The organism is Paenibacillus sp. JJ-223 (assembly GCF_927798175.1).
GTDB classification, from domain to species: Bacteria; Bacillota; Bacilli; order Paenibacillales; family Paenibacillaceae; genus Paenibacillus; species Paenibacillus hubeiensis.
In genome coordinates, this window is record NZ_CAKMMP010000006.1 from 241,622 (window position 1) to 262,196 (window position 20,575).

At 52.3% G+C, this 20,575-nt stretch carries 18 protein-coding genes; 14 read left to right on the forward strand and 4 right to left on the reverse strand.

What is annotated here, in order from left to right; all coding sequences use genetic code 11:
• Positions 1-190 precede the first annotated feature (190 nt).
• From L6H98_RS13155 to L6H98_RS13170, 4 genes are all read left to right on the forward strand, one after another.
• On the forward strand, positions 191-2,248 hold the full coding sequence (locus L6H98_RS13155; protein WP_236415665.1) for a methyl-accepting chemotaxis protein: 2,058 nt from the start codon (positions 191-193) through the stop codon (positions 2,246-2,248).
• Between the two features lie 288 nt (positions 2,249-2,536).
• Complete coding sequence (locus tag L6H98_RS13160) at positions 2,537-2,953, forward strand: hypothetical protein (RefSeq protein ID WP_236415666.1); 417 nt, start codon at positions 2,537-2,539, stop codon at positions 2,951-2,953.
• A 97-nt stretch (positions 2,954-3,050) separates the two neighbouring features.
• Positions 3,051-4,427 carry an FAD-dependent oxidoreductase gene (locus L6H98_RS13165; RefSeq protein WP_236415667.1) on the forward strand — a complete coding sequence of 459 codons (1,377 nt, stop codon included), beginning with the start codon at positions 3,051-3,053 and terminating at the stop codon, positions 4,425-4,427.
• Between the two features lie 63 nt (positions 4,428-4,490).
• Complete coding sequence (locus tag L6H98_RS13170) at positions 4,491-5,522, forward strand: zinc-binding alcohol dehydrogenase family protein (protein ID WP_236415668.1); 1,032 nt, start codon at positions 4,491-4,493, stop codon at positions 5,520-5,522.
• 62 nt (positions 5,523-5,584) lie between these two features.
• Here the strand turns inward: L6H98_RS13170 and solA are convergent, their stop codons facing one another.
• Positions 5,585-6,745, reverse strand: a complete 1,161-nt coding sequence (gene solA / locus L6H98_RS13175; protein ID WP_236415669.1) for an N-methyl-L-tryptophan oxidase — start codon at positions 6,743-6,745, stop codon at positions 5,585-5,587.
• Between the two features lie 460 nt (positions 6,746-7,205).
• Between solA and L6H98_RS13180 the strand changes: the two genes are divergently transcribed.
• The 5 genes from L6H98_RS13180 to L6H98_RS13200 all read left to right on the forward strand — a co-directional run bounded on the left by L6H98_RS13180 (position 7,206) and on the right by L6H98_RS13200 (position 12,201).
• Positions 7,206-8,165 carry an amidohydrolase family protein gene (locus tag L6H98_RS13180; RefSeq protein WP_236415670.1) on the forward strand — a complete coding sequence of 320 codons (960 nt, stop codon included), beginning with the start codon at positions 7,206-7,208 and terminating at the stop codon, positions 8,163-8,165.
• Positions 8,166-8,230: 65 nt separating this feature from the next.
• Positions 8,231-9,580 carry an extracellular solute-binding protein gene (locus L6H98_RS13185; RefSeq protein ID WP_236415671.1) on the forward strand — a complete coding sequence of 450 codons (1,350 nt, stop codon included), beginning with the start codon at positions 8,231-8,233 and terminating at the stop codon, positions 9,578-9,580.
• A 28-nt stretch (positions 9,581-9,608) separates the two neighbouring features.
• Complete coding sequence (locus tag L6H98_RS13190) at positions 9,609-10,553, forward strand: sugar ABC transporter permease (protein ID WP_236415672.1); 945 nt, start codon at positions 9,609-9,611, stop codon at positions 10,551-10,553.
• 25 nt (positions 10,554-10,578) lie between these two features.
• Positions 10,579-11,439 carry a carbohydrate ABC transporter permease gene (locus tag L6H98_RS13195; protein ID WP_236415673.1) on the forward strand — a complete coding sequence of 287 codons (861 nt, stop codon included), beginning with the start codon at positions 10,579-10,581 and terminating at the stop codon, positions 11,437-11,439.
• 288 nt (positions 11,440-11,727) lie between these two features.
• Complete coding sequence (locus L6H98_RS13200; protein ID WP_236415674.1) at positions 11,728-12,201, forward strand: hypothetical protein; 474 nt, start codon at positions 11,728-11,730, stop codon at positions 12,199-12,201.
• A gap of 252 nt (positions 12,202-12,453) precedes the next feature.
• Here L6H98_RS13200 and L6H98_RS13205 read toward each other — a convergent pair whose 3' ends face one another.
• From L6H98_RS13205 to L6H98_RS13215, 3 genes are all read right to left on the reverse strand, one after another.
• Complete coding sequence (locus L6H98_RS13205; RefSeq protein ID WP_236415675.1) at positions 12,454-12,828, reverse strand: iron-sulfur cluster biosynthesis family protein; 375 nt, start codon at positions 12,826-12,828, stop codon at positions 12,454-12,456.
• 420 nt (positions 12,829-13,248) lie between these two features.
• Positions 13,249-14,124, reverse strand: a complete 876-nt coding sequence (locus tag L6H98_RS13210) for an IS3 family transposase (protein WP_356722936.1) — start codon at positions 14,122-14,124, stop codon at positions 13,249-13,251.
• The gene (locus tag L6H98_RS13215) at positions 14,121-14,438 is read right to left on the reverse strand and encodes a transposase (protein WP_236415676.1); all 318 of its coding nucleotides are present in this window, start codon (positions 14,436-14,438) and stop codon (positions 14,121-14,123) included. Before L6H98_RS13215 ends, L6H98_RS13210 begins: the two co-directional genes overlap by 4 nt.
• Before the next feature lie 450 nt (positions 14,439-14,888).
• Here L6H98_RS13215 and L6H98_RS13220 point away from each other — a divergent pair, with 450 nt between their 5' ends.
• The 5 genes from L6H98_RS13220 (at position 14,889) to L6H98_RS13240 (ending at position 20,526) form a co-directional block, all read left to right on the forward strand.
• Positions 14,889-16,136, forward strand: a complete 1,248-nt coding sequence (locus L6H98_RS13220) for a metallophosphoesterase family protein (RefSeq protein WP_236415677.1) — start codon at positions 14,889-14,891, stop codon at positions 16,134-16,136.
• A gap of 103 nt (positions 16,137-16,239) precedes the next feature.
• Complete coding sequence (locus tag L6H98_RS13225) at positions 16,240-17,268, forward strand: LacI family DNA-binding transcriptional regulator (RefSeq protein WP_236415678.1); 1,029 nt, start codon at positions 16,240-16,242, stop codon at positions 17,266-17,268.
• Positions 17,269-17,450: 182 nt separating this feature from the next.
• Positions 17,451-18,719, forward strand: coding sequence for a sugar ABC transporter substrate-binding protein (locus L6H98_RS13230; RefSeq protein ID WP_236415679.1), 1,269 nt, complete (start codon positions 17,451-17,453; stop codon positions 18,717-18,719).
• Positions 18,720-18,800: 81 nt separating this feature from the next.
• Complete coding sequence (locus tag L6H98_RS13235) at positions 18,801-19,688, forward strand: sugar ABC transporter permease (protein WP_236415681.1); 888 nt, start codon at positions 18,801-18,803, stop codon at positions 19,686-19,688.
• Entirely contained in the window at positions 19,681-20,526 is an 846-nt protein-coding gene (locus L6H98_RS13240; RefSeq protein ID WP_236415684.1) for a carbohydrate ABC transporter permease, read from the forward strand. The genes L6H98_RS13235 and L6H98_RS13240 overlap by 8 nt, the downstream gene beginning before the upstream one ends.
• The last annotated feature ends 49 nt before the right edge of the window (positions 20,527-20,575 follow it).

A 20,575-nucleotide genomic window follows, 5' to 3' on the forward strand; every position in this document is an offset into this window, starting at 1 on the left:
TTACAGCTTGATGGCCCACATGAGTGATTACCTTTTATTACCATTCCTTTGCAAGGAATTTGGATTTTTATAAATTTCCAAATTTATAATTGCCACTCTTTCACTGATGAAATAGATGTCATCTGCCGATATAGAATCAAGGCATATGAACTGACATGTACAATGATGAAAGTGGAAGGTGAACGCAATCATGTTGAAACCCAAAGAAAAAGAGCGAATGCAGGGCATGTCGTTCAAGGTGAAGCTGCCTCTGATGATCGGATTGCTGGTCACGATCGTATTGGTGGTGACAGCAATGCTGTGCTACAGGGTAGCCGAGAGCATTACGCTGGACAAGAGCAAGGATGAAATACGGGCCACCTCGGACCGGATCGGCGAAGCGCTGTTTTCCTCGTTAAGCCTGGAAGAACAGTCCACGTTTCTGATTACGACCCATCAAACGTTCCATGAACTGCTGAGTCTTCGCAATGCGTCTGATCAGGATAACGATGCGTTCTTCGCAGAAAACAAGGAGCTGGTAGACAAGTCCAACGGCATATTAGCAGACAGTCTCGCGGGCATGGAGGGCAACAGCAACATCATCCTTCTGGACCGGAACGGCGTCGTGGTTGCCGCCAATGATCCTGAGGCAGTGGGCGGGGAACGCAGCGACCGTACATATTTCAAAGAGGCAATCCAGGGCCGCAACGTCATCAGCGAGGGGATCATCTCCAAACAGTTGGGCACACTGGGTACGGCCTTTGCGATGCCGTTACTGGATGACAACAAACAGGTGGAAGGAGTTCTGGTGTCCACGGCTTCAACCTCTTTTTTTGTTAACCAATTGCAGAACGTAAAAATCAATGAAGAAGGCAAAGTGATCATCCTCGACCGGGTAGGTACGGTAATGTTCAACTCCGCGGACGAGAAGATGGCTGGACAGAAAATGGAATCGGACGAGTACCAGTCCCTGATTGATCTTCCAGTCAGCGAAAAGCTGCAGCAGGGAGAAATCAGTACGGAGGAGAAAGTCGCATTTTACTCCAAAATCCCGAGATCGGATTGGACGGTGATCGTCGGGGATTCCATGAGTGACGTAAGCAAACCACTCGAAGCCATGAAGTACAAGATGTATATCGTGCTCTTCAGTGCGATTGCGGTCTCCATTGCGGCTGGAATTCTCATCTCAAGGTTGGTTACCCAACCGATTACTCGCGTGACCAAGCTGTTCGGACAGCTGGCGGAAGGCGATCTTACCGTGAAGGCCGAAGGCAAATATAGCGGAGAGTTCAAGCGGCTGGCGGACAGCTTCAACATGATGGCCGAGGCGAACAAACAGCTGATATCGCGCATGAACGATTCCATCGGCATTTTGCACGCCAGTACCGCGGAGCTGGATTCATCGACAAAGCAGACGGCGGTTTCGATCACCGACACGACGATAACGGCACAGGAAATTGCGCGTGCCATGGTATCCCAATCCAGTGATACAGAAGCGATCGTGGACAAGTTCATGAACGTGGGCGACAAAATCGAGCATGTCAACGAAGTTTCCCAGTCCGTCAAACAAAAGGCCGATGAAATCAAGGACGTCTTCCGCAACAATCAGGCGACGATTGATGCTTTGATTGCCGTCAATGATCGGAATGAGACCGAGGTGCGCAACATTTCCGATATTACGGTCCAGTTGGCCGAAAGCTCAAGCGGTATCCAGCAGATTACCGAGACCATTGCCGGCATTGCCAAACAAACGAAATTGCTTGCGCTGAATGCTTCCATCGAGGCTTCGCGTGCAGGCGATCAGGGACGCGGTTTTGCCGTCGTTGCCGCAGAGATCGGCAGCCTTGCGCAGCAGACGACCGCGCAGTCGGACGTCATCCACCAGATCGTCATGCAGACGATCGAACATGTGGAGCAGAATAATCGCAGCGTAAAGGCGATCGAGGCCATTGCCGAGCAGCATAAGCAGAGCGTGGCAGATACGCAGGAGATTTTCCGATTCGCGACCGAAAAAATGAACACCATCCTGAACCAGATCCAGGATATCGCGGGCCAGATCGCATCGATCGAACGCGACAAGGACGACGTGCTTGGATCGGCACAGAGTCTGTCCGCCTCCGGGGAAGAGGTATCGGCTTCGGTGGAAGAAGTCTCGGCGACGATGCAGGAGCAGACCGCCAAGACGGAAATGCTGGCCGACATGGTTCGTACCATCGATGACTTGACTAAACAGCTCGCCGAGGAATCTTCCCGCTTCAAAACGAAATAACCTATTCGGAACCTTGGCGCTGCCCTCATCGTCCGTTCCGAATGTAATCAACAAAGACGTGTATCGGACTGAATTCAAGTTCCATGGATTCAGGCTCGTGCACGTCTTTATTACGTTGATGGTCGGAAATGTAATGTATTGAGAATGATCGGTAAAAATAATTCTTTACCAATCATTCTCAATATGATAAGATCAATGCAGATGAAGGAACAAGATGTCTCAACCTGAATTAGAATGATCATTCTCGAATTCAATACAACAACCCAAATGTCGAAGGAGTTGGCCCACATGGTTCATTTTCAATCCAAAAATGGCGTCGTATCATGGAATGAGGAGCTGCAGAGCGTAATCATCGAATGGAAAGGGTTTGCTTACGGACAGGAATTTCAAACCATCCTTTTGGAAGGCGCAGCGTTGCTCCAAAAAATGAACGGCAGCAAAGTGCTGATGGATACGCGCAACGGAGCAGCGATTAAGGCCGATGACAAGGTATGGATCGGGGAATTTTTCATCCGACGGGCGTATGAGAGCGGGCTCAAATACATCGCTTTGCTGCAGCCGACCAGCGTCATCGCCAAGTTAAGCGTAAACCGGACGGTAGAGGGGCTTGGTGCGTTACCCTATCACCAGGAGAACTTCACCGATTGGAACGAAGCCGTGCAGTGGTTGTCCAACCCGGTTCCTTTGTTAAGCGCCATCAGCTGAAGATAAGGTACGCAAGTGGAGAGGCAATGTTCACCATCAAAGAGGATTTTTTATCTATTTTAGAATGATCATTCTCATATAGAAAGGTCGGTCCAAAATGACCAGAAAAACATTTGACGCGTTAATCATCGGTTTCGGCAAAGGCGGGAAAACGTTGGCTCCATTTCTGGCCGAGCAAGGCTGGAAGGTGGGTGTGGTGGAAAAGTCGCCCTCCATGTACGGCGGGACCTGCATTAATATCGGCTGCATCCCCACGAAAGCGTTGGCCTATCAAGCGCATCTCGCTTCACGGGAAGAAGGGAACGACCAGCAAACGAGACAGGCCAAGTACGCGCATGCCATGCAGGAAAAGAATGAGCTGGTCTCTCTGCTCCGCGACAAAAACTTCAATCAACTGAACAACCACCCTAACATCACCGTGCTGACCGGAACGGCTTCGTTTCATTCGCAGCATGAGGTCCGGGTGGAGACCGAGTCGGATACCATTATGGTGGAGGCCAAGCAGATCTTCATCAATACAGGGGCCAAACCGAACATTCCCGATCTTCCGGGCATCCATGGTCCCCGTGTCTATACGAGTACCGAAATGCTGGATTTGGCTAAACTCCCTTCCCGGTTGACGATTATCGGAGGCGGATATATCGGTTTGGAGTTTGCATCCATCTATGCCGGGTTCGGCTCGCAGGTGACTGTTCTTGAGAGCGGAAAGGTGTTTCTGCCGAGAGAAGATCGAGAGATTGCCGAAGAAGTGAAAAACGTGCTGGAGCAGAAGGGAATTCGCTTCCGGCTGCAGACGAACGTTACGAACATCGAAAGCCAGGGCGAAGCTGCACGGCTGCTCTTGTCCGGGCCTGACGGCGAAGAAGAATGGTTGGCAGATGCCGTGCTGGTCGCTGCGGGCAGACGGGCCAATACGGATGGATTGAATCTGGCAGCAGCAGGCGTAGAGGTGACGGAACGCGGGTTTATCCGAGTCGATGAAACACTTCGGACCACTGTCCCGCATATCTGGGCTATGGGCGACGTAAACGGCGGGCCGCAATTTACCTATATCTCGTTGGATGACTCCCGTATCGTTAAAAACCAGATGTTTGGCGACAAGACACGCACGACCGTCGACCGCCGATTCGTTCCTTACTCCGTTTTTATCGACCCTCCGTTGGCACATGTCGGATATACGGAACAGGAGGCGGTAAAAAGGGGGCATGCCGTCAAGACGGCAAAGCTGCCTCTTACGGCATCGACGAGGGCTCGCCAGTTGCAGCAGACGGATGGTCTGATGAAGGCGGTCGTGGATGCGGCTTCCGATCGATTGCTCGGATTTACGATGTTCGGAGCGGAGTCCAGCGAAGTCGTGAACATCGTTTCCGTATTCATGCAATCGGAGCAGCCGTTCACGGTGCTGCGCGACACCATTTTCACCCATCCGTCGATGGCCGAGACGATCAACGATCTGCTTGGCGCGATCCAATGACGTATCCCAAGTTTTTATAATGATATAAATTGATGAATTCAACTTGAAGGAGAGAACAAATACATGACGAAAAAAACGATGAAAGCTGTAGGTTTGTACAACTATTTACCGATTGAAGATCCGCAAAGCTTGATCGACATAGAGTTGGACACACCGACGCCAACAGGAAGGGATCTGCTGGTCAAGGTCAACGCCGTTTCGGTGAATCCCGTCGATTACAAAGTCCGTTCGCCGAAAGACCGCGAGGAGAGCGTACCCAAAGTGCTGGGATGGGACGTGTCGGGAGTCGTTGAACAGGTCGGGTCGGATGTCACGCTGTTCCAGCCAGGCGATGAAGTATTCTACGCGGGCAGCATTATGCGTCCCGGAGGCAACAGCGAGTTTCATCTGGTGGACGAACGGATCGTTGGCTCCAAGCCTTCCCGAGTGGGGTTTGCAGAGGCTGCGGCGCTCCCGTTGACATCCATTACCGCATGGGAAAGCTTGTACGACCGCTTGGGCATATCGCAGACGAAGGAGCACAATGAAGGAAAAAACATTCTGATCATCGGAGCGGCCGGGGGAGTCGGTTCAATCGCAACGCAGCTTGCGAAATATTCAGGATTGACGGTCGTCGGGACGGCTTCCCGTCCGGAATCGGCCGATTGGATCAAGGAACTGGGAGCGGATTACGTCATCAACCATTTCGAAGCATTAGTGCCGCAATTGAAAGCGATCGGCATGGAGCAGGTCGACTACATTTTGTGCTTAAACAGTACAGGGAAACACTGGGCGAACATGGCCGAAGCGATCGCGCCGCAAGGCAAGATTTGCTCGGTGGTCGAGACGGCTGAACCGTTAAACCTGACCTTGCTCATGAACAAAAGCGCCACGTTTGCCTGGGAGTTCATGTTTACGCGTTCAACGTACCAGACGCCGGACATGATTGAGCAGCACGCACTGTTAAACGAGATCGCGCGCCTCGTCGACGAAGGCGTGATTCGGACGACCACGAACGAAACATTGTCGCCAATCAACGCTGCGAACCTGCGCAAGGCACATGCGATGCTGGAGACGGGCCGGACCGTGGGGAAAATCGTCTTGGAAAAATTTTGAGGCATGCATGCGCAGAAAAAAGCAGAATATCGTCCAAGGGGCCTTCTCAGAAGGCCCCTTTTCTATGGGGAAATGCCGGAGATGTTCGCTTCCGCAAAACGGGAAAGGACAAACCTTGAGATGTCCTGATCCGTGACCCCGGTCTGCACAAGATCGGACAGAATGCTGCCCACCGCGCTGGCGAACTTGAAGCCATGGCCCGAAAATCCGCCGGCAATCCATACATGATCATGGGCAGGATGCCGATCGATGATAAAATGCTCGTCAGGCGTGAATTCGTATTTGCATACCGCTCCACGCTTCAATCTCCCCGCAGCGCGAGGCATCCGGCGTTCAAGCAGCCTGCGCAAGTCGCCTTCGTCGGTTTCTTCGCTGCCGAAGGGAGCCGGGGGAGAGCCTGGCGTCCACGGTTGGCCCGTATCGTGGCGGCCGATCTTTAACCCCGCCCCGCCGATGCTTGGAAACCCGTAGTACCCGCCCTCCGGTCCGGCCAGGGTGAAACCGGGGAAGTGCTCCTCCGCAAACAGTTCCTCCGATGCTTCGAACCATCCCACCGTTTTGCGCACGGCCCGAATGGGCAGGTTCACGAACGGTTCCAAAGTCCGGAACCATGCGCCTGTACTCAATATGAGCCGATTCGCGGAGTAGGTCGAGCCATCCGATGTTTTGACGCTCACGGTCTGCGGGCCGCATTCGACCTGCTGGACGAGCGTGTTCGTCAACAGGGTGGCTCCATGCGCTTCGGCCCGTTGTCGATACGCCTGAACGCAGCGTTCGCTGAACAGATAGCCTGCGTCAGGTTCATACATCGCTTCGTAATGCTCCGGCACGTCGATGCCGGGCCAGCGTTTCATGATCTCGCTTGCTCGCAGCAGTTCGTAACGCACACCTGCCTCATCCGCATGGGCCAAGCGGTCGCGGAAGGAGTAAACGCCCGGATCCACGATGTTAAGCACGCCGGAAGGAACGAGCAATTTGCTGCCCGAGGCATCCTCAAGCTCTTCCCAGAGCTGCTGAGCAAGCAGCGCCATCGCGATATAATCGGGTCCGCCGCTATAGACGTGGCGAATGAGACGGGGTTCACCGTGATGGCTGCCTTCGCCATGCGGGGGATCGAACGCATCGATCAGCAATGTTTTGAGCCCGCTCCGCGATAGATAATAACCCGCGCTCATGCCCATCGAGCCTGCCCCCACGATAATAACGTCATAGTTATGTGACATGGCCAACCCTCCCGTATCTTGGTACTCCAGAGAAAACCGCAAAAAAATATCCACACGTTAACGGAGAGGCGGAACCGATCTGAAGAAGCGAAGCGTGCGCTAAAAGCTTTCTGCAAGAAAGCTGAATCGGAAGCACGGCTTATCACCGGATTTTCCCTTTGAAAAAGGGAATTCGAAAAAATCCGGGGATAACAGTAATCGGAAGATGGTACTGCACTCGTAGTCGTCAAGTGAGATTGTTAGTGCGGTTTATATAGTAGCCTAATTTAGTCCTGATCTGCGAGGAAGTCAATACATTCGCTTATAAAGAAAGGCAATACCACCATCAAATTTTCGATAAGCCATGGCATTGTATGGTTATTGAAATCATGGTAGAGTTTTGAAACAAACATTCCGATAAGATTAGTCGGCATTTATGCGACCAAATTTCTTACAAAACTAACATGGGAGGAGCTAAGCGATGTTTTCCAATCCTGAATTCCGAGTGTTCGACATCCACGGCCATCTGCCATATAAACTGCTGCTGTCCCCGCACAAACCGCACGAATCAGTTTCGAATTATGGCAAGGAACGAAGCGAGCGCATGAGGCTTTCGTGGGATTTTCGGGCTCCTGAGGAGACCGCCGGGGAAGCGGCGAAACCTCTGATCGAACGTTGGGTGGATGAGCTGGACAAATACAAGATCGGCGGACTCAACTTTCTCACTGCGCTCGATAACGACAAGCTGGCCGAGCAAATCGCCGGATATCCCGACCGGTTCACCGGCTTTGCCTGCCATCCGATTGAAAGTGAAGATGCTGCCTCCGAGCTGGAGCGCGCCGTTGACGAATTGGGGCTTCGAGGATACAAACTGTTTGGCCCGCTCACACCGATCCCGTTCGATTCACCTTCATTGGACCCCGTCTGGAAATTCCTTGCAGAGCGCCGCCTGCCCGTCCTGATCCATTTCGGGATGCTGGGCCATGCGGGGGGGATCGTGCATCATCCCAACATTAACCCGCTGGCGATTTTCAATACGGCTCGGGCTTACCCGGACATTCCCTTCATCATTCCTCATTTTGGAGCAGGATATTTTCAGGAACTGCTGCATTTATGCTGGAGCTGTCCCAACGTATATATCGACACGTCAGGCTCCAACCAATGGGTGCGGTGGGTGCCGTATGAGCTGACACTGGAAATGCTGTTCCGCAAAACGTACGAATTGCTCGGACCGGAGCGAATCATTTTCGGCACGGATGCAAGCGGGTTCCCGCGCGGGTATCCATATCGGTATTTGCAGGATCAAGTCAGGGTATGCCGTGACCTGCGCTTCCGCGAGGCGGAGATCGAGCTGATCTTCGGCAACAATGCGAGACGTTTGCTTCACGTCCCATGGGGGAAAGAGGCAGGGCACAGGAATGAAGGTAAGGCCCGGCAATGAGGACCGTTCATAAATGAAGCGGCAGGCAAGGAAAACCAAACTATAGCAAAGGGGAAGTGGTCGACTTGGCACGATCCGGTTTATTTTCATTCGGTCTTGGGAAAGCACTGCGTTTGTGGGTTGTAGGTGCGCTGGTGTTAAGCATCACGGCCTGCTCGGCAAAGCCTTCCCAGGAAGCGGACACGGGAGCAAACACCGCTGCCGCCGGGCAGGCAGAGACAGTGACGATTGAATACTGGCAGTACGAGTTCCCGGCCAAGGTGGAGCTGATCGACGCGTTAATCAAGGAATTCGAGAGCGAACATCCCGACATCAAAGTCAAGCAAACCAATTTCCCTTACGACCAGTACAATCAAAAAGTAGCCACGCTGGTGCCTGCCGGCAAGGGACCGGACGTCATCAACCTGTACTATGGTTGGCTGCCCAAATACGTGCAGTCCGGGTATCTGCAGCCATTGCCGGAGAGCAGTTTCCCGGATATCGAAAACACGTTTTTCCCTTTCGTGCAAACGGCCAAACTGGATGGAAAGTATTACGCGCTGCCCACCGGCGTGAGAACCCTCGGATTGTTCTATAACAAGGACCTGTTTGCCAAAGCCGGACTGGACCCGGAGAAACCGCCGACGACGTGGGAGGAGCTGGTCACGGATGCCAAGGCACTGACGGAAACGGACCAGAACGGGCAGCTGGTGACGGAAGGATTTGCTTGGGAACCGGGTTCCCAGCTGCATCACTGGTTCCGCGACGGGTTGCTGTACCAGGCTGGAGGCAAAGATACGAGCGAGGATCGCCGGAAGATTCTGTGGAACGAATCGCCCGCAGGGCTGGAAGCATTCAAGTACTTGGTCGAATTCGCCACCGTGCATAAAGTCGGGATCAATGGTTTTTACACGGATGACGCGAATGCGTTCAAAACCGGGCATGCCGCAATGAACGTCGACGGTTCTTACCGATTGGGTTCGATCCAAAAAGACGCGCCGGACCTGAATTTCGCGGTTGCTCCCCTTCCGTCTTACAAAGGGAAATCGACCCAAGCCTCCTTCTGGGCCAATGCCATTCCGGCCAACGTGACCGGAGAGAAGCTGGAAGCCGCAACGGCGTTCCTGCAATTTTTGACGAGCAAGGGCGTGCAGGAGCAGTGGGTGGAAAAGGTGGGCGAACTGCCTGCGCAGAAGGAAGTGGCGCTTCAGGACAAGTATGTCAACGACCCGCTGCTGGGTCCGTTCATTTCGCAACTGAACGATGCCAATGCTCATTTCTTCATTGACGAAACCCAGGAACGAACCCTTTTCGTGAACGCGGTGGATGAAGTGCTGCTGAATCAGGTTCCCGTTGAGCAGGCTTTCAACGGCTTGGTGACCAAAACCCAACAGCTGTACGATGATTACTGGGCGAAACAGGACAAGAAAAAATAAAGCCTGACCAAAGGAGGCCATCGCAGCGATGAGAACAACCGGCGTCATTCCTTCTCGACCGAAACGACGTTTGTTTTCCGAACGAAGGATCCATAAGCTTCATTACAGGCATAAACGGCTGCTGTTCATTTATGGCGGATTGTCGATTCCGCTGCTTTATTTCGTGGTCATCCGCATTCTGCCGATCCTGTATTCCTTCAACGTCAGCTTTCGGGAATGGGGCATGCTCTCGCCCGACAAACCGTTCGTCGGCCTGGCAAACTATGCGGCATTGCTGGGCGATTCCCTTTTCCTCCAATCGCTGCTGAACACGGGCATCTACGTCATTGTTGGCGTGCCTGCGCAGCTGGTGACCGGGCTGGTCGTTGCGCTGCTGCTGCAGCAGGTGGTGAAGCTTCGCAGCCTGTTCCGGACCGCGTATTTCATTCCTTATGTGACCAGCGTCGTGGCCGTGAGCTGGGTATTCCGCTGGATTCTGATGAAAAACGGGATCTTGAATGCCTTGTTTATCGAGGCCGGGCTTGGCCCGCAATCGTTCCTGTACTCGCCCGCACAGGCGATCTTTTGGATCATCGCGGCGATGGTATGGCAAAATATCGGGTTCCAGATGCTTATCTTTTTGGCAGGACTCCAGAACATTCCGCAAATGTACTATGAAGCGGCCTCCATCGACGGCGCGACCGTCTGGCAGCGTTTCGTACATATTACGTTGCCGCTGCTGAACCCGGTCATACTGCTGTCCACGGTGCTGGCATCGATCGGTTTTCTGCAAACCTTTACCCAGGTGCTCAATATGACGGGCGGCGGTCCGCTCGATTCCACGATTTCCGTAGTGCTGCATATCTATAATCTCGCCTTCAAAAGCTTCGACATGGGGCTGGCCTCTGCGGCAACCGTCATTTTGTTTGTGATCATTTTCGGGTTGACGCTGATCCAGTTGAAGGTGATGGGCAACCGTTTCAGTCAGGAGTAAGGGAAAGGATGGTGAATGTTCAAGGATGAACAGATCCGCCGCATGGCCCAGGGCGATCATGAATGGACGCCGAAAGCATTTCGGAGCTGTGATCAGTTACGTGTTGCTTACGTTGGGGCTAGGATTGATGGTATTTCCGTTTCTGTGGATGATCTCGACTTCATTCAAAACGTTGGACGACATATACTCCCTAAGCCTGATTCCGCTCGAATTCACGTGGGCGCATTATGCAGCCATGTTTCGTGAAACGGCGTTTCCCCGGTGGATGCTGAACAGCCTGTACGTGGCGGTGATTGCTACGGCGAGCGTATGCGTGTTCGATACGATCACGGGATACATATTGGCTAAATTTTCGTTCCCGGGCAGGCAGGTGATCTTTGTGCTGATCCTTAGCACGCTGATGGTGCCCACCGAAATGCTCATTATCCCCTGGTATCTTGTCTCAAGCGGCCTGAACGGGATGGATACGTATTGGGGCATTCTGTTTCCGGGATTGATCACGGGATTCGGCATTTTCCTGATGAAACAGTTCATGGAGTCGTTGCCTGCCGAGCTGTTGGATGCGGCGCGCATCGACGGCATGGGTGAATGGGGCATTATGCTTAGGATCGCCGTTCCGCTCGTGAGACCCGCGCTGGCGACCCTGTCGATCCTGACGTTCCTCGGCAGCTGGAATTCGTTCATTTGGCCGCTGATCATCACGCAGAGCGAGGAGATGTTTACTATCCCGGTGGGCATGGCGTTTTTCTCAAGCGAAGCGAAGGACAGCAGTAATTGGGTGCAGATCATGACGGGCGCCACGCTTTCTGTGCTGCCGTTGATCGTGTTGTTTCTTTTTTTCCAAAAGCAAATCATTCGCGGGATCGCAACAACCGGCCTTAAATAAAGCGGAGCTTGAGATAGATGGGGACCTTGTCCTTGATGCTTTTCTCGCTTCACGCCTTAAAGCTTGCAAATGGATTTTTTCTCCGAATTCATTGGTTTCGCGCCGAGATATTCAACAGGCTATAACCTCCTTTCGCCACTTCAATTATTCAGTGAAAGGAGGTTTTATCTTTTTTCTTAACGGAGACCAGCAGCAGATGGAAAATAATCAGGCAACGAAACATTTGCTGTTCCATTGGCGTCCATTTAGGAAAGGATTGTAAATTTGAATGGAGAAGGTGGGAATTGGATGCAGATAGGAAGAAAAGTGATCGTTTCTTTAGTCGCATGTCTCTTATTCATTCCTTCTGTGGTTTCAGCTAAGGAAGCACAATTGAAGGCACCTGCGGTCAAAACAGTGAAGGCAAAAAAAATATACCCTCCAATCAAGGGCGAAGGAGTGAAACAAAAGGCAGAGGGGGATGGGGCCATGGCTGGCGAAGTGATTCTCAAACCACTGCAAACCCTGATGGACGAACATAGACTCAATGAAACAGAAGAAAAGATTGAAGTGAATATTATGCTTAAATATGATCTCAACATATCCAAAAAACACTTTTTGAAAACGAAGTTCTCTGCGTTTAAGGACGCTATAACCGACCAGGAAGGATTCGGAGGATACAGTTTTTTTGCCAAGTTGACGATCAAGGAAATCGAGGAAGTCAGTACATGGGATGCGGTTTCTACCATTTCACTTCCATCAGACACGGTGTCCATCTATTAAATTATATTGTGAAGCCTTTATTACGCTAATTCATGGGATTATGCGAAGTATAAAGGCTTTTTTTATGCTTTTTCAGAAGTATGACTTCTGGCTTGAGGTTTTCGGAATATCGCTTAAACTTTTTTCTCTTAGTAAAATAACCCCCTAGAATTCAACGGAATAACTAAGGGGTTTTACGAATGTCTATTCTTAGGTTGCACTTCACTTAGGGTGCTAGCTTTTTAACATATAAGCAGTTCCACGACGAGTACTTTATCGTACGAACCAACTGAGCGGCTGCGGCGAAGTGTCTGCGATGTCCCGAAGATCATGGACCTTGACATGATTGCCGTAAATCATGGAGTCACTGCTCAATCGGAAGGAAGGGAAACTGTCTTCTGATTGCAGGCGAAGGCAAGACTCGAAATAGATCTTTTGCTGTTTGTTGATGATAAATGGCAGCTTTCCGGCTTCAATGTGAATATCATCCTCGTCCGGCTCGTTCACGATCAGGAGCACCGCAATCCCGTCACAACCGCATCCATCCGTGTCATAGAACAGCTTGAATGTTCCTGGCCGGTCCTCCAGCTTCGCACGCAGCCTGGATTCCGCCAATGGGCTGACCTGAATGATCATAACGTCGATCACACTCCTCTAATCCTCTTATGAATTCGCTTACAATCCAGTATATGGGCGTGTGCCGCCGCTTAGAATGAGAAAGTCATAGGGAGCTTGATGCAAAATATGAGCAGGTTGTTTGGGCTACGGGGATGCGGAATGCCTTGGAGTACCGCCATTTAGGTGAGGGTGGCGCTGAGCTTATGTTGGAATCAGTGGAAAGATCCGTTTACAATGAGGGTGACATTGTTAATGATGTGCTGGATTAGCCTCGGGTGCCTCACGCTGCTTCATTTTTGGGCAGATTGGCGGATTGGCACGGAGGCATAAGGCTGGGAGAGAATGTGTATGTGGATATGCATGTGTATGCGAATGTGAATGTGAATGGTGAGATGCATCCCGTTGCATATGAGATATGTGCTCTTCTGTCAATAAAGTGGACACTCTCGTTTATGAAGTTTTTTGGTAATACTGTTGCTCGAATTCCCAGGGAGACAGGTAACCTAGTGTGCTGTGCGCGCGTTTGCGATTATAAAAGAATTCTAAGTAGCGATATAGTGTTTCATAGGCTTCTGCCTTCGTTTTGAATCTAGGGATACAATAGATCAGTTCTCGCTTCAATGTGCTGTGAAAGGCTTCAATACAAGCATTGTCATAGCAGTTTCCAGGCCTGCTCATACTCGCTTTCATACCATACTGCTCCAGCTTGCTTCGATACTCTTTGGAAGCATATTGTGCCCCACGGTCAGAGTGGTGGATGAGTCCTTTTGCTGGCATTTTCGCAGCATAGGCCTGGTTTAGCGCATCCATGACGAGATCAGTGGTCATGCGGTCGCTCAATTTCCAACCTACGATTTGCTTGGTATACAGGTCCAAAATGCTGGCTAAATACAGCCTCCCCTGACGACATGGAATGTAGGTAATGTCTGCAACCCATTTTTCGCCCGGTTTTGAAGCTGAGAAGTCTTGCTGAAGCTCATTGAAAGCTATCGGAAACGTATGTCTGGAATCCGTTGTACACACTTTAAACTTAAGCGAAACACAGGAACGAAGTCCGTTTTCGCGCATGATGAAGCCGACCGTACGCTCCGATACGACCCAACCTTCTTTTAAAAGTTCATTGCGAATACGAGGACTACCATACCTCGAATCCGAGTCATGATAGTGCCACAAAATTCGATTCGTAAGGCGTTTCCTCCGCTGATCTCGGTTGGATGGTGCAGCCAAACGCCATTTGTAGTAGCCACTCCGAGACACTTGCAAGACCTTGCACATCTTCTCCACTCGAAAGTCGGAGCGATACTCTTCGATGAATTGGAACCTCAGTTCTTTTCCTTGCTGAAGATGTGCAGCGCCTTTTTTAGGATAGCCAGTTCTTCTTTGAGATCTTCAATTTCACGGTCTTTCCGGCGTTGTTCTGCTTCATTTGCTCGGAGTGTTTGTTCGAGATTTCGGATCTTTTCAGGATGGTTGACGTTTTCCTGATCGAATTGCCGGTACTTAGTCATCCATTGACTCAGCGTACTTTTAGGAATATTTAAATCTTCCGCTACATCGGATAGCGTCTTTGTTTGCTCCTGAATGTACTTTACCGTTTGTTTCTTAAATTCTTCATTGTAACGTTGCCGTTGTTCTCCCATGCCGTAGACACCTCTTCTTTCGTTAGGTCTATTATTTCTGTTCCTTAACGATGTGTCCACTTTTTATTCTAGCTGCATGAGACACGCTAATATGCCTAAAAAAGTCACAAACACACGATTTTGCCCCAATAACGACGCTCAAGTTCGTTAGCGCTCAACCCCGCCGAAATGTGGCCAAATAAGACGTCTCATGTTCGTTGCCCGCCGATGATGTCCGGGGCCCAACTTCGCTCCGATGTTGGGGTGGGTAATCAAGGCAAATACAAAAGAGCATCCCGAGTGGATGGAGAAATCGCGGATGGTGTGGCAAAATTGTCTAGTGATTTATGGAGAAGCGTGATTAGAGGAGAAGGACTATATATATGCAGGATGAGCAGCAGGATGATGTTGGACGGACAGCATTCTCTGTGTGATTATAAACATAGCTGGTGATTCGACGAGCGAGTTGGATTGCAAACAAGTGCGGGCTGTAACCAATTTACGCATGATTATACAACGTCGGTCAAGGCCCGCAGTCTAACCTGGCAGCGTCAAATCGAGGAGGTGAGTGACGTGAAAATCGTCAAACTGAATGCGGAGCCGATGGATGGGTTCGATTACCTGAATGCCGTTCCGGGCGGAGAGGTCGTGGCGGCCAGGCTGCCGATCTATCATGCGATCGTTTCCGGGCTGCCGGAGCATCTTGATGCTTTGTTGGTGGCTTCGGATTTGCAGGGCATCGTGCCTGTGAAAGTGTGCAGTGGAAATGAAAGACAGGTCACCGGTCGGGGGTTGAGCGACAACGGGGGGAGCCCTTGCGTACACAATATGGAGCAGGACGACGTATACACTAACGAAAACACCAACAAATACGCCAATGAACAAATTGGCGGCAACAGTGGTATAAAGGGTGGAACCGGGAGCTGCGTCAGCGGTCGTGATCCAAACGCTGCAAATTTGTATGCCCTTAATATGGGCGAAGACGGTGCACGGGATCAAACCGTCGACCGGCTGCTCGGCGAGCTGCTGCCGGAACACGCGAAGCTGCTGCTGGAAGTGTACTGGCCGCAGCTCGATCCGCGCCGCACGGGCGTATTGCTGTGCGGCGACCTCTATGCCCGGCGCGGCAAGCGCGGCGCCAGCGGCAATCCGCTTCCCGTATGGCTGGCCTTCCGGGAAGCGTTCGGCTGGGTTGCCGGCGTCGACGGCAACCACGATCTCACCGATGAGGCATCCGCTCATCGGTTGCACCGCGCCGAAGGCATCCATTACCTGGATGCCCCGGGCGTGGTCAGCGCGGGCCCCGTTCCGGACGGCCCCGCGCCAAGCCATGCGGGCCCCGTGCCGGGCAGGCCCGCACCCCGCGCCGCAGGCCAGCAGCGACCGCTGCGCCTCGCTGGCCTGGGCGGCATCATCGGCCGGCCGGACAAGCCGAACCGGCTGCCGGAGAAGCAGTACCTGCAATCCCTGGCCAAGCTGCTGAAGCAGCAGCCGGATTGCCTGTTGCTGCACCAGAGCCCGGGCATTCCCGAACTCGGGTGTATGGGCGAACCGCTGATCCGGCAGGCGCTGGAGGCCGGGCCGGAGACGGTCGTTTTTTGCGGGCATACCCACTGGGAACAGCCGCTCGTCCAGCTGGATAACGGCACGCAAATTTTAAACGCCGATGGTCGGCTCTTTATTTTAACGAGGGAAGAAGCCGATAATGCAGGAAGATAAGGTCGTGGTATTTCGCCCGAATGCAAGGTTATGAAACCCATTTCATTGGCAATCCTTATCTGGTATGATTAGCAGGAAAACGAGAGAAAGAGAGAGGTTTGCCATGACGCCAATTACCATTTACGACATCGCCAAGGAAGCGAACGTATCCGTATCCACCGTCTCCCGCGTTCTGAACGACACGGCGCCCGTGCGCGCCAGCACCAGGGAGCGGATCATGTCGATCATCGAGAAACACCAGTTTCAGCCGAATGCACAGGCAAGAAGCCTGATCAAGAAGGAAACGGGCACGATCGCGATCATTTTGCCGGACATCACCAACCCGTTTTTCCCCGAAGTGTTCTGGGGGGCAGAGAATGAAGCGAGAGGCCTGGGTTATACGTTTTTTCTATGCAATACGGCAGGGGACTATGGACGGGAATCCGAATACTTGTCTATTTTGCGCGAGAAACGGGTCGATGGCATCATGTTTCTCGGCGGGCGGATCAACCTCCAGAACTGCCCGGAGAACATGGCGCAGGAAATGATCGATATGGGCAAACGCATGCCCATCGTGCTGGTGAACGGAAATATTGCCAAGGGCGGCTTTCGCCGGGTATATACGGATGAGGGGGCAGGCGCGGTGCTGGCCGTGGAGCATTTGCTGGAGCTGGGCCACCGGGAAATCGCGTTTGTAGGCGGATCGCCCGAGACGTCGACCACGATGGTCAAAGTGAAGGCGGTGCAAAAAAAACTGCGCGAACACGGGCTCGAACTCCCGAAGGACCGCCAACTGCTGGGCAGCTTCTCCATCGATGACGGCAAACGGTTGATGAACGAGCTGCTGGAACGCGACAATCCGCCGACGGCGGTCATTTGCGTCAACGACAACACGGCCATCGGAGCGATCAAAGCCACGATCGAACACGGACTATCCATCCCTGGCGATATTTCGATTGTGGGTTTCGACAACACGCCGCTGGCGGGTGCGGTTATCCCCGAACTGACGACCGTTTCGCAAAATACGTACCAGCTCGGCAAGCTCGGCGTAGACGTGCTGCATGAGCTGATCAATCAGGGAAAGCCCAAAAAACAGACCGTGCTGCAGCCGGAGCTGATTGTTCGCCAGAGCACGGGACCTGCCCCTCGTTAAGAGGGGAACATGTTTTTTTTGGAAAAGAAAGCGTTGACATTTCTGCGAAAGGTGAAATATAATGGGTTCGTAAATGAAACCCCTTTCATAAAAATGGATCGGGTTTTAATTTCCGGCTTTATGAAACCCATTTCATGAAATGGGTTTCACCAAAACATTCAACTTTCTAGGGGGCGCACGGTATGAAAAGAAGCTTGAAGATCATTTCGTTATTAATGCTCACAATGGTATTCGCACTAACGGCTTGCAGCAAAGGCGACAGCGGTGCATCCGGCGGTTCCGGCGGCAAGGTGGATCTCAGCATGACGATTTGGGGTTCGGAAGATGAGAAAAAGATCTATCAGGAACGGCTCGATATTGTGAAACAGACGTATCCCGACATTAATGTGAAACTGAACGTGGTTGCCGGAGACTATGACCAGAAAGTACAGACGATGATCGCGGGCGGTACCGCACCGGACATCATGATGATTGCGGAGAACTACCAGGCCTATGCTTCCAAAAATCAGATCATTCCGCTCGACGAAATGCTGCAAGCGAACAATGTCAGCATCTCGGAACGCTATTCGGACGATATTGCCAACCTGATGAAATACGACGGCAAACAATATGGCCTGCCTGACCGTGCGGGCGCCATGGTGCTTTTCTATAACAAGGATTTGTTCGACAAGGCGGGCGTGGAGTACCCGACCAAAGACTGGACCCAGGAAGACCTGCTTGCGGCAGCCCAGAAGCTGACCGTGAAGGAGAACGGCAAAACGGTGCAATGGGGCTACTATCCAGGCAGCTGGTGGCCGCAGTGGATGCAGCTGATCTACCAGAACGGCGGTTCGCTGTTCGACGATAGCGGCAAACCGACGTTCAACACCGAGCCTGTCCGCAAAGCGCTGCAATTTTTGAATGACCTGACTTTCAAATACGGCGCGTCCCCGACACCGACCGAAATCGCCGACATGGGCAACATCGGTGCCGATCCGCTGTTCGCGCAAGGCAAGATTGCGATGGAAACGACAGGTTTCTGGAACATCGGCTCCTTGGCCAAGGTCGAGGGCATCAACTGGGACATTTCCCCGATCTGGGGCGAAACGAATGCATTCTTTAACGGCTTCACGATCACGAACGCTTCCAAGCATAAGGAAGAAGCGTTCAAAATCATCGCCGCGTTGACGACGCCGGAGGCACAGATGCCGATGATCAAGGCGGGACAGGATGCGCCGGCAACGAAGGCCGGGCTGGAAAGCGACGAATTCCTGAATGCCGAGTACGGCGGCAAAAAGATCAACATGGCGGCGTTCAAGGAATCCACGATCTATGCCGAACCGTTCAACCCGCAGTGGAACGAAATGATGAAACTGATCAACGACAAACTCGGCGTGTACTTTAACGATAAAGCTTCCCTGGATGAGACGGTTACCGAAATCCAGAGCGGACTGGAAAGACTCTATAAATAGTATGGGCAGGGGAACGGATGGAAACGGGGCGCAGACGATCGGCGCTCTCCATCCGCTCCCGACGTCATGGGAGGGCTTAACGTGAGAAAAAAGGACGGGAAATGGTTTTATCTCTTTATCTCGCCTTGGCTGATCGGATTCCTTGGGCTGACGCTGGGACCGATCCTGTTTTCCATCTATATGAGCTTCACCAACTGGGACTTGTTCCAGTCCCCGGAGTTCATCGGTTTCGATAATTACCAAACGCTGCTGACCGATGACCCGCTGTTCTGGAAGTCGCTGGGCAACACGTTTTTCTACGCTCTGATCTCCATTCCGCTGGGCATGTCCATCTCGCTGTGGATCGCGTATTACCTGAACAAAAAGATCAAGGGCATCACGTTTTTCCGCATTTTGTTCTACCTGCCGTCGGTCGTGCCGGTCGTCGCGAGTTCCCTGCTGTTCATTCATCTCCTGGCGCCGACGGAAGGGCTCATCAACAAAGCGCTGGCCGTGTTCGGCATTCAGGGCCCTTCCTGGCTGCTCGACCCGAACTGGGTCAAACCCGCGCTGATCCTGATGTCGCTCTGGGGCGTCGGCGGCGGGGTCGTCCTGCTGCTGGCCGGGATGAAAGGCATACCGCAGGAACTGTACGAGGCGGCGGCCATTGACGGGGCCAAGAATACGCAGTCCTTTTTCCACATTACGTTTCCGATGCTCACACCCGTCATCTTCTTCAATCTCGTGACAGGTATCATCGGTGCGCTTCAAACCTTTGCGCAGGTGTTCATCGTGACCTCGGGAGGACCGGATAACGCCAGCCAGATGGTTGTGCCGTATTTGTTCCAGAACGCCTTCCAGTTCTACAAGATGGGATATGCTTCGGCCATTGCCTGGGTGCTGTTCATCGTCATTCTGGCCTTGACCCTGATCGTGTTCCGTTCATCGGCGCTATGGGTGCACTACGAGGAGGGAAAAGCCAATGAGTAATCCATCCAAGGCGGAGAAAGTCATCTCCTACATTTTTCTGATTCTGGTCGGCGTGCTGCTCGCTTCGCCCTTCGTGTACATGATCTCCATCTCGCTGGCCAGCGAGTCGACGACGGTCAAATCGGCGTTTACCTTCGTTCCGATGGAGTTTGAGTGGTCCAACTTTTATACGATCTTCACGAATAACAATTTGGGCACGTATCTGAAAAATTCGATCATCATCACCGTCTTCACCATTATCGGATCGGTGTTGTCCGCATCGGTCGTGTCTTACGGCTTTGCAAGGATCAAGGCGAAAGGAAGCCGCTTCCTGTTCGTTGTGCTGCTGAGCACGATGATGATTCCGGGCGAGGTTACGATGGTGCCGCAGTTCATCATCTTCCGTCATCTGGAATGGATCAATACGTTCTATCCGCTGATCGTGCCGAGCTTTTTTGCCGGAGCGTTCAACGTATTCCTGATCCGCCAATTCGTCATGAGCATTCCGAAGTCGCTGGACGAAGCGGCGATGATCGACGGCATGGGGCATCCGGGCATCTATTGGAAAATCATCATGCCGCTGACGTACCCGATCCTGGCGGCGATTGCGATTTTCTCGTTTTCGTGGAACTGGGGGAACTTCATGGGGCCGCTCATTTATATCAACGATCCCGAAAAAATGCCTCTGGCCCTCGGCGTTCAGCTCCTGACGACCGTAGGCGGAGGGCAAATGCCGCCGTGGAACCTGGTCATGGTTGCTTCCCTGTTCCTGACGATTCCGATGGTGCTGGTGTATTTGCTCGGCCAGCGATATGTCTATGAAGCGAACATCAGCGGAGGCAGCAGCGGCATCAAGTAACGCAGGGGTGCAGCAAATACGACAGCAAAGAACCCAACGTGAATCACAT

Bases quoted from the DNA above. Each gene is read 5' to 3' on its own strand.
- L6H98_RS13155 (WP_236415665.1), top strand. From the start codon at position 191: ATGTTGAAACCCAAAGAAAAAGAGCGAATGCAGGGCATGTCGTTCAAG.
- L6H98_RS13160 (WP_236415666.1), top strand. From the start codon at position 2,537: ATGGTTCATTTTCAATCCAAAAATGGCGTCGTATCATGGAATGAGGAG.
- L6H98_RS13165 (WP_236415667.1), top strand. From the start codon at position 3,051: ATGACCAGAAAAACATTTGACGCGTTAATCATCGGTTTCGGCAAAGGC.
- L6H98_RS13170 (WP_236415668.1), top strand. From the start codon at position 4,491: ATGACGAAAAAAACGATGAAAGCTGTAGGTTTGTACAACTATTTACCG.
- solA (WP_236415669.1), bottom strand. From the start codon at position 6,745: ATGTCACATAACTATGACGTTATTATCGTGGGGGCAGGCTCGATGGGC.
- L6H98_RS13180 (WP_236415670.1), top strand. From the start codon at position 7,206: ATGTTTTCCAATCCTGAATTCCGAGTGTTCGACATCCACGGCCATCTG.
- L6H98_RS13190 (WP_236415672.1), top strand. From the start codon at position 9,609: ATGAGAACAACCGGCGTCATTCCTTCTCGACCGAAACGACGTTTGTTT.
- L6H98_RS13195 (WP_236415673.1), top strand. From the start codon at position 10,579: ATGAACAGATCCGCCGCATGGCCCAGGGCGATCATGAATGGACGCCGA.
- L6H98_RS13200 (WP_236415674.1), top strand. From the start codon at position 11,728: ATGCAGATAGGAAGAAAAGTGATCGTTTCTTTAGTCGCATGTCTCTTA.
- L6H98_RS13215 (WP_236415676.1), bottom strand. From the start codon at position 14,438: ATGGGAGAACAACGGCAACGTTACAATGAAGAATTTAAGAAACAAACG.
- L6H98_RS13225 (WP_236415678.1), top strand. From the start codon at position 16,240: ATGACGCCAATTACCATTTACGACATCGCCAAGGAAGCGAACGTATCC.
- L6H98_RS13230 (WP_236415679.1), top strand. From the start codon at position 17,451: ATGAAAAGAAGCTTGAAGATCATTTCGTTATTAATGCTCACAATGGTA.
- L6H98_RS13240 (WP_236415684.1), top strand. From the start codon at position 19,681: ATGAGTAATCCATCCAAGGCGGAGAAAGTCATCTCCTACATTTTTCTG.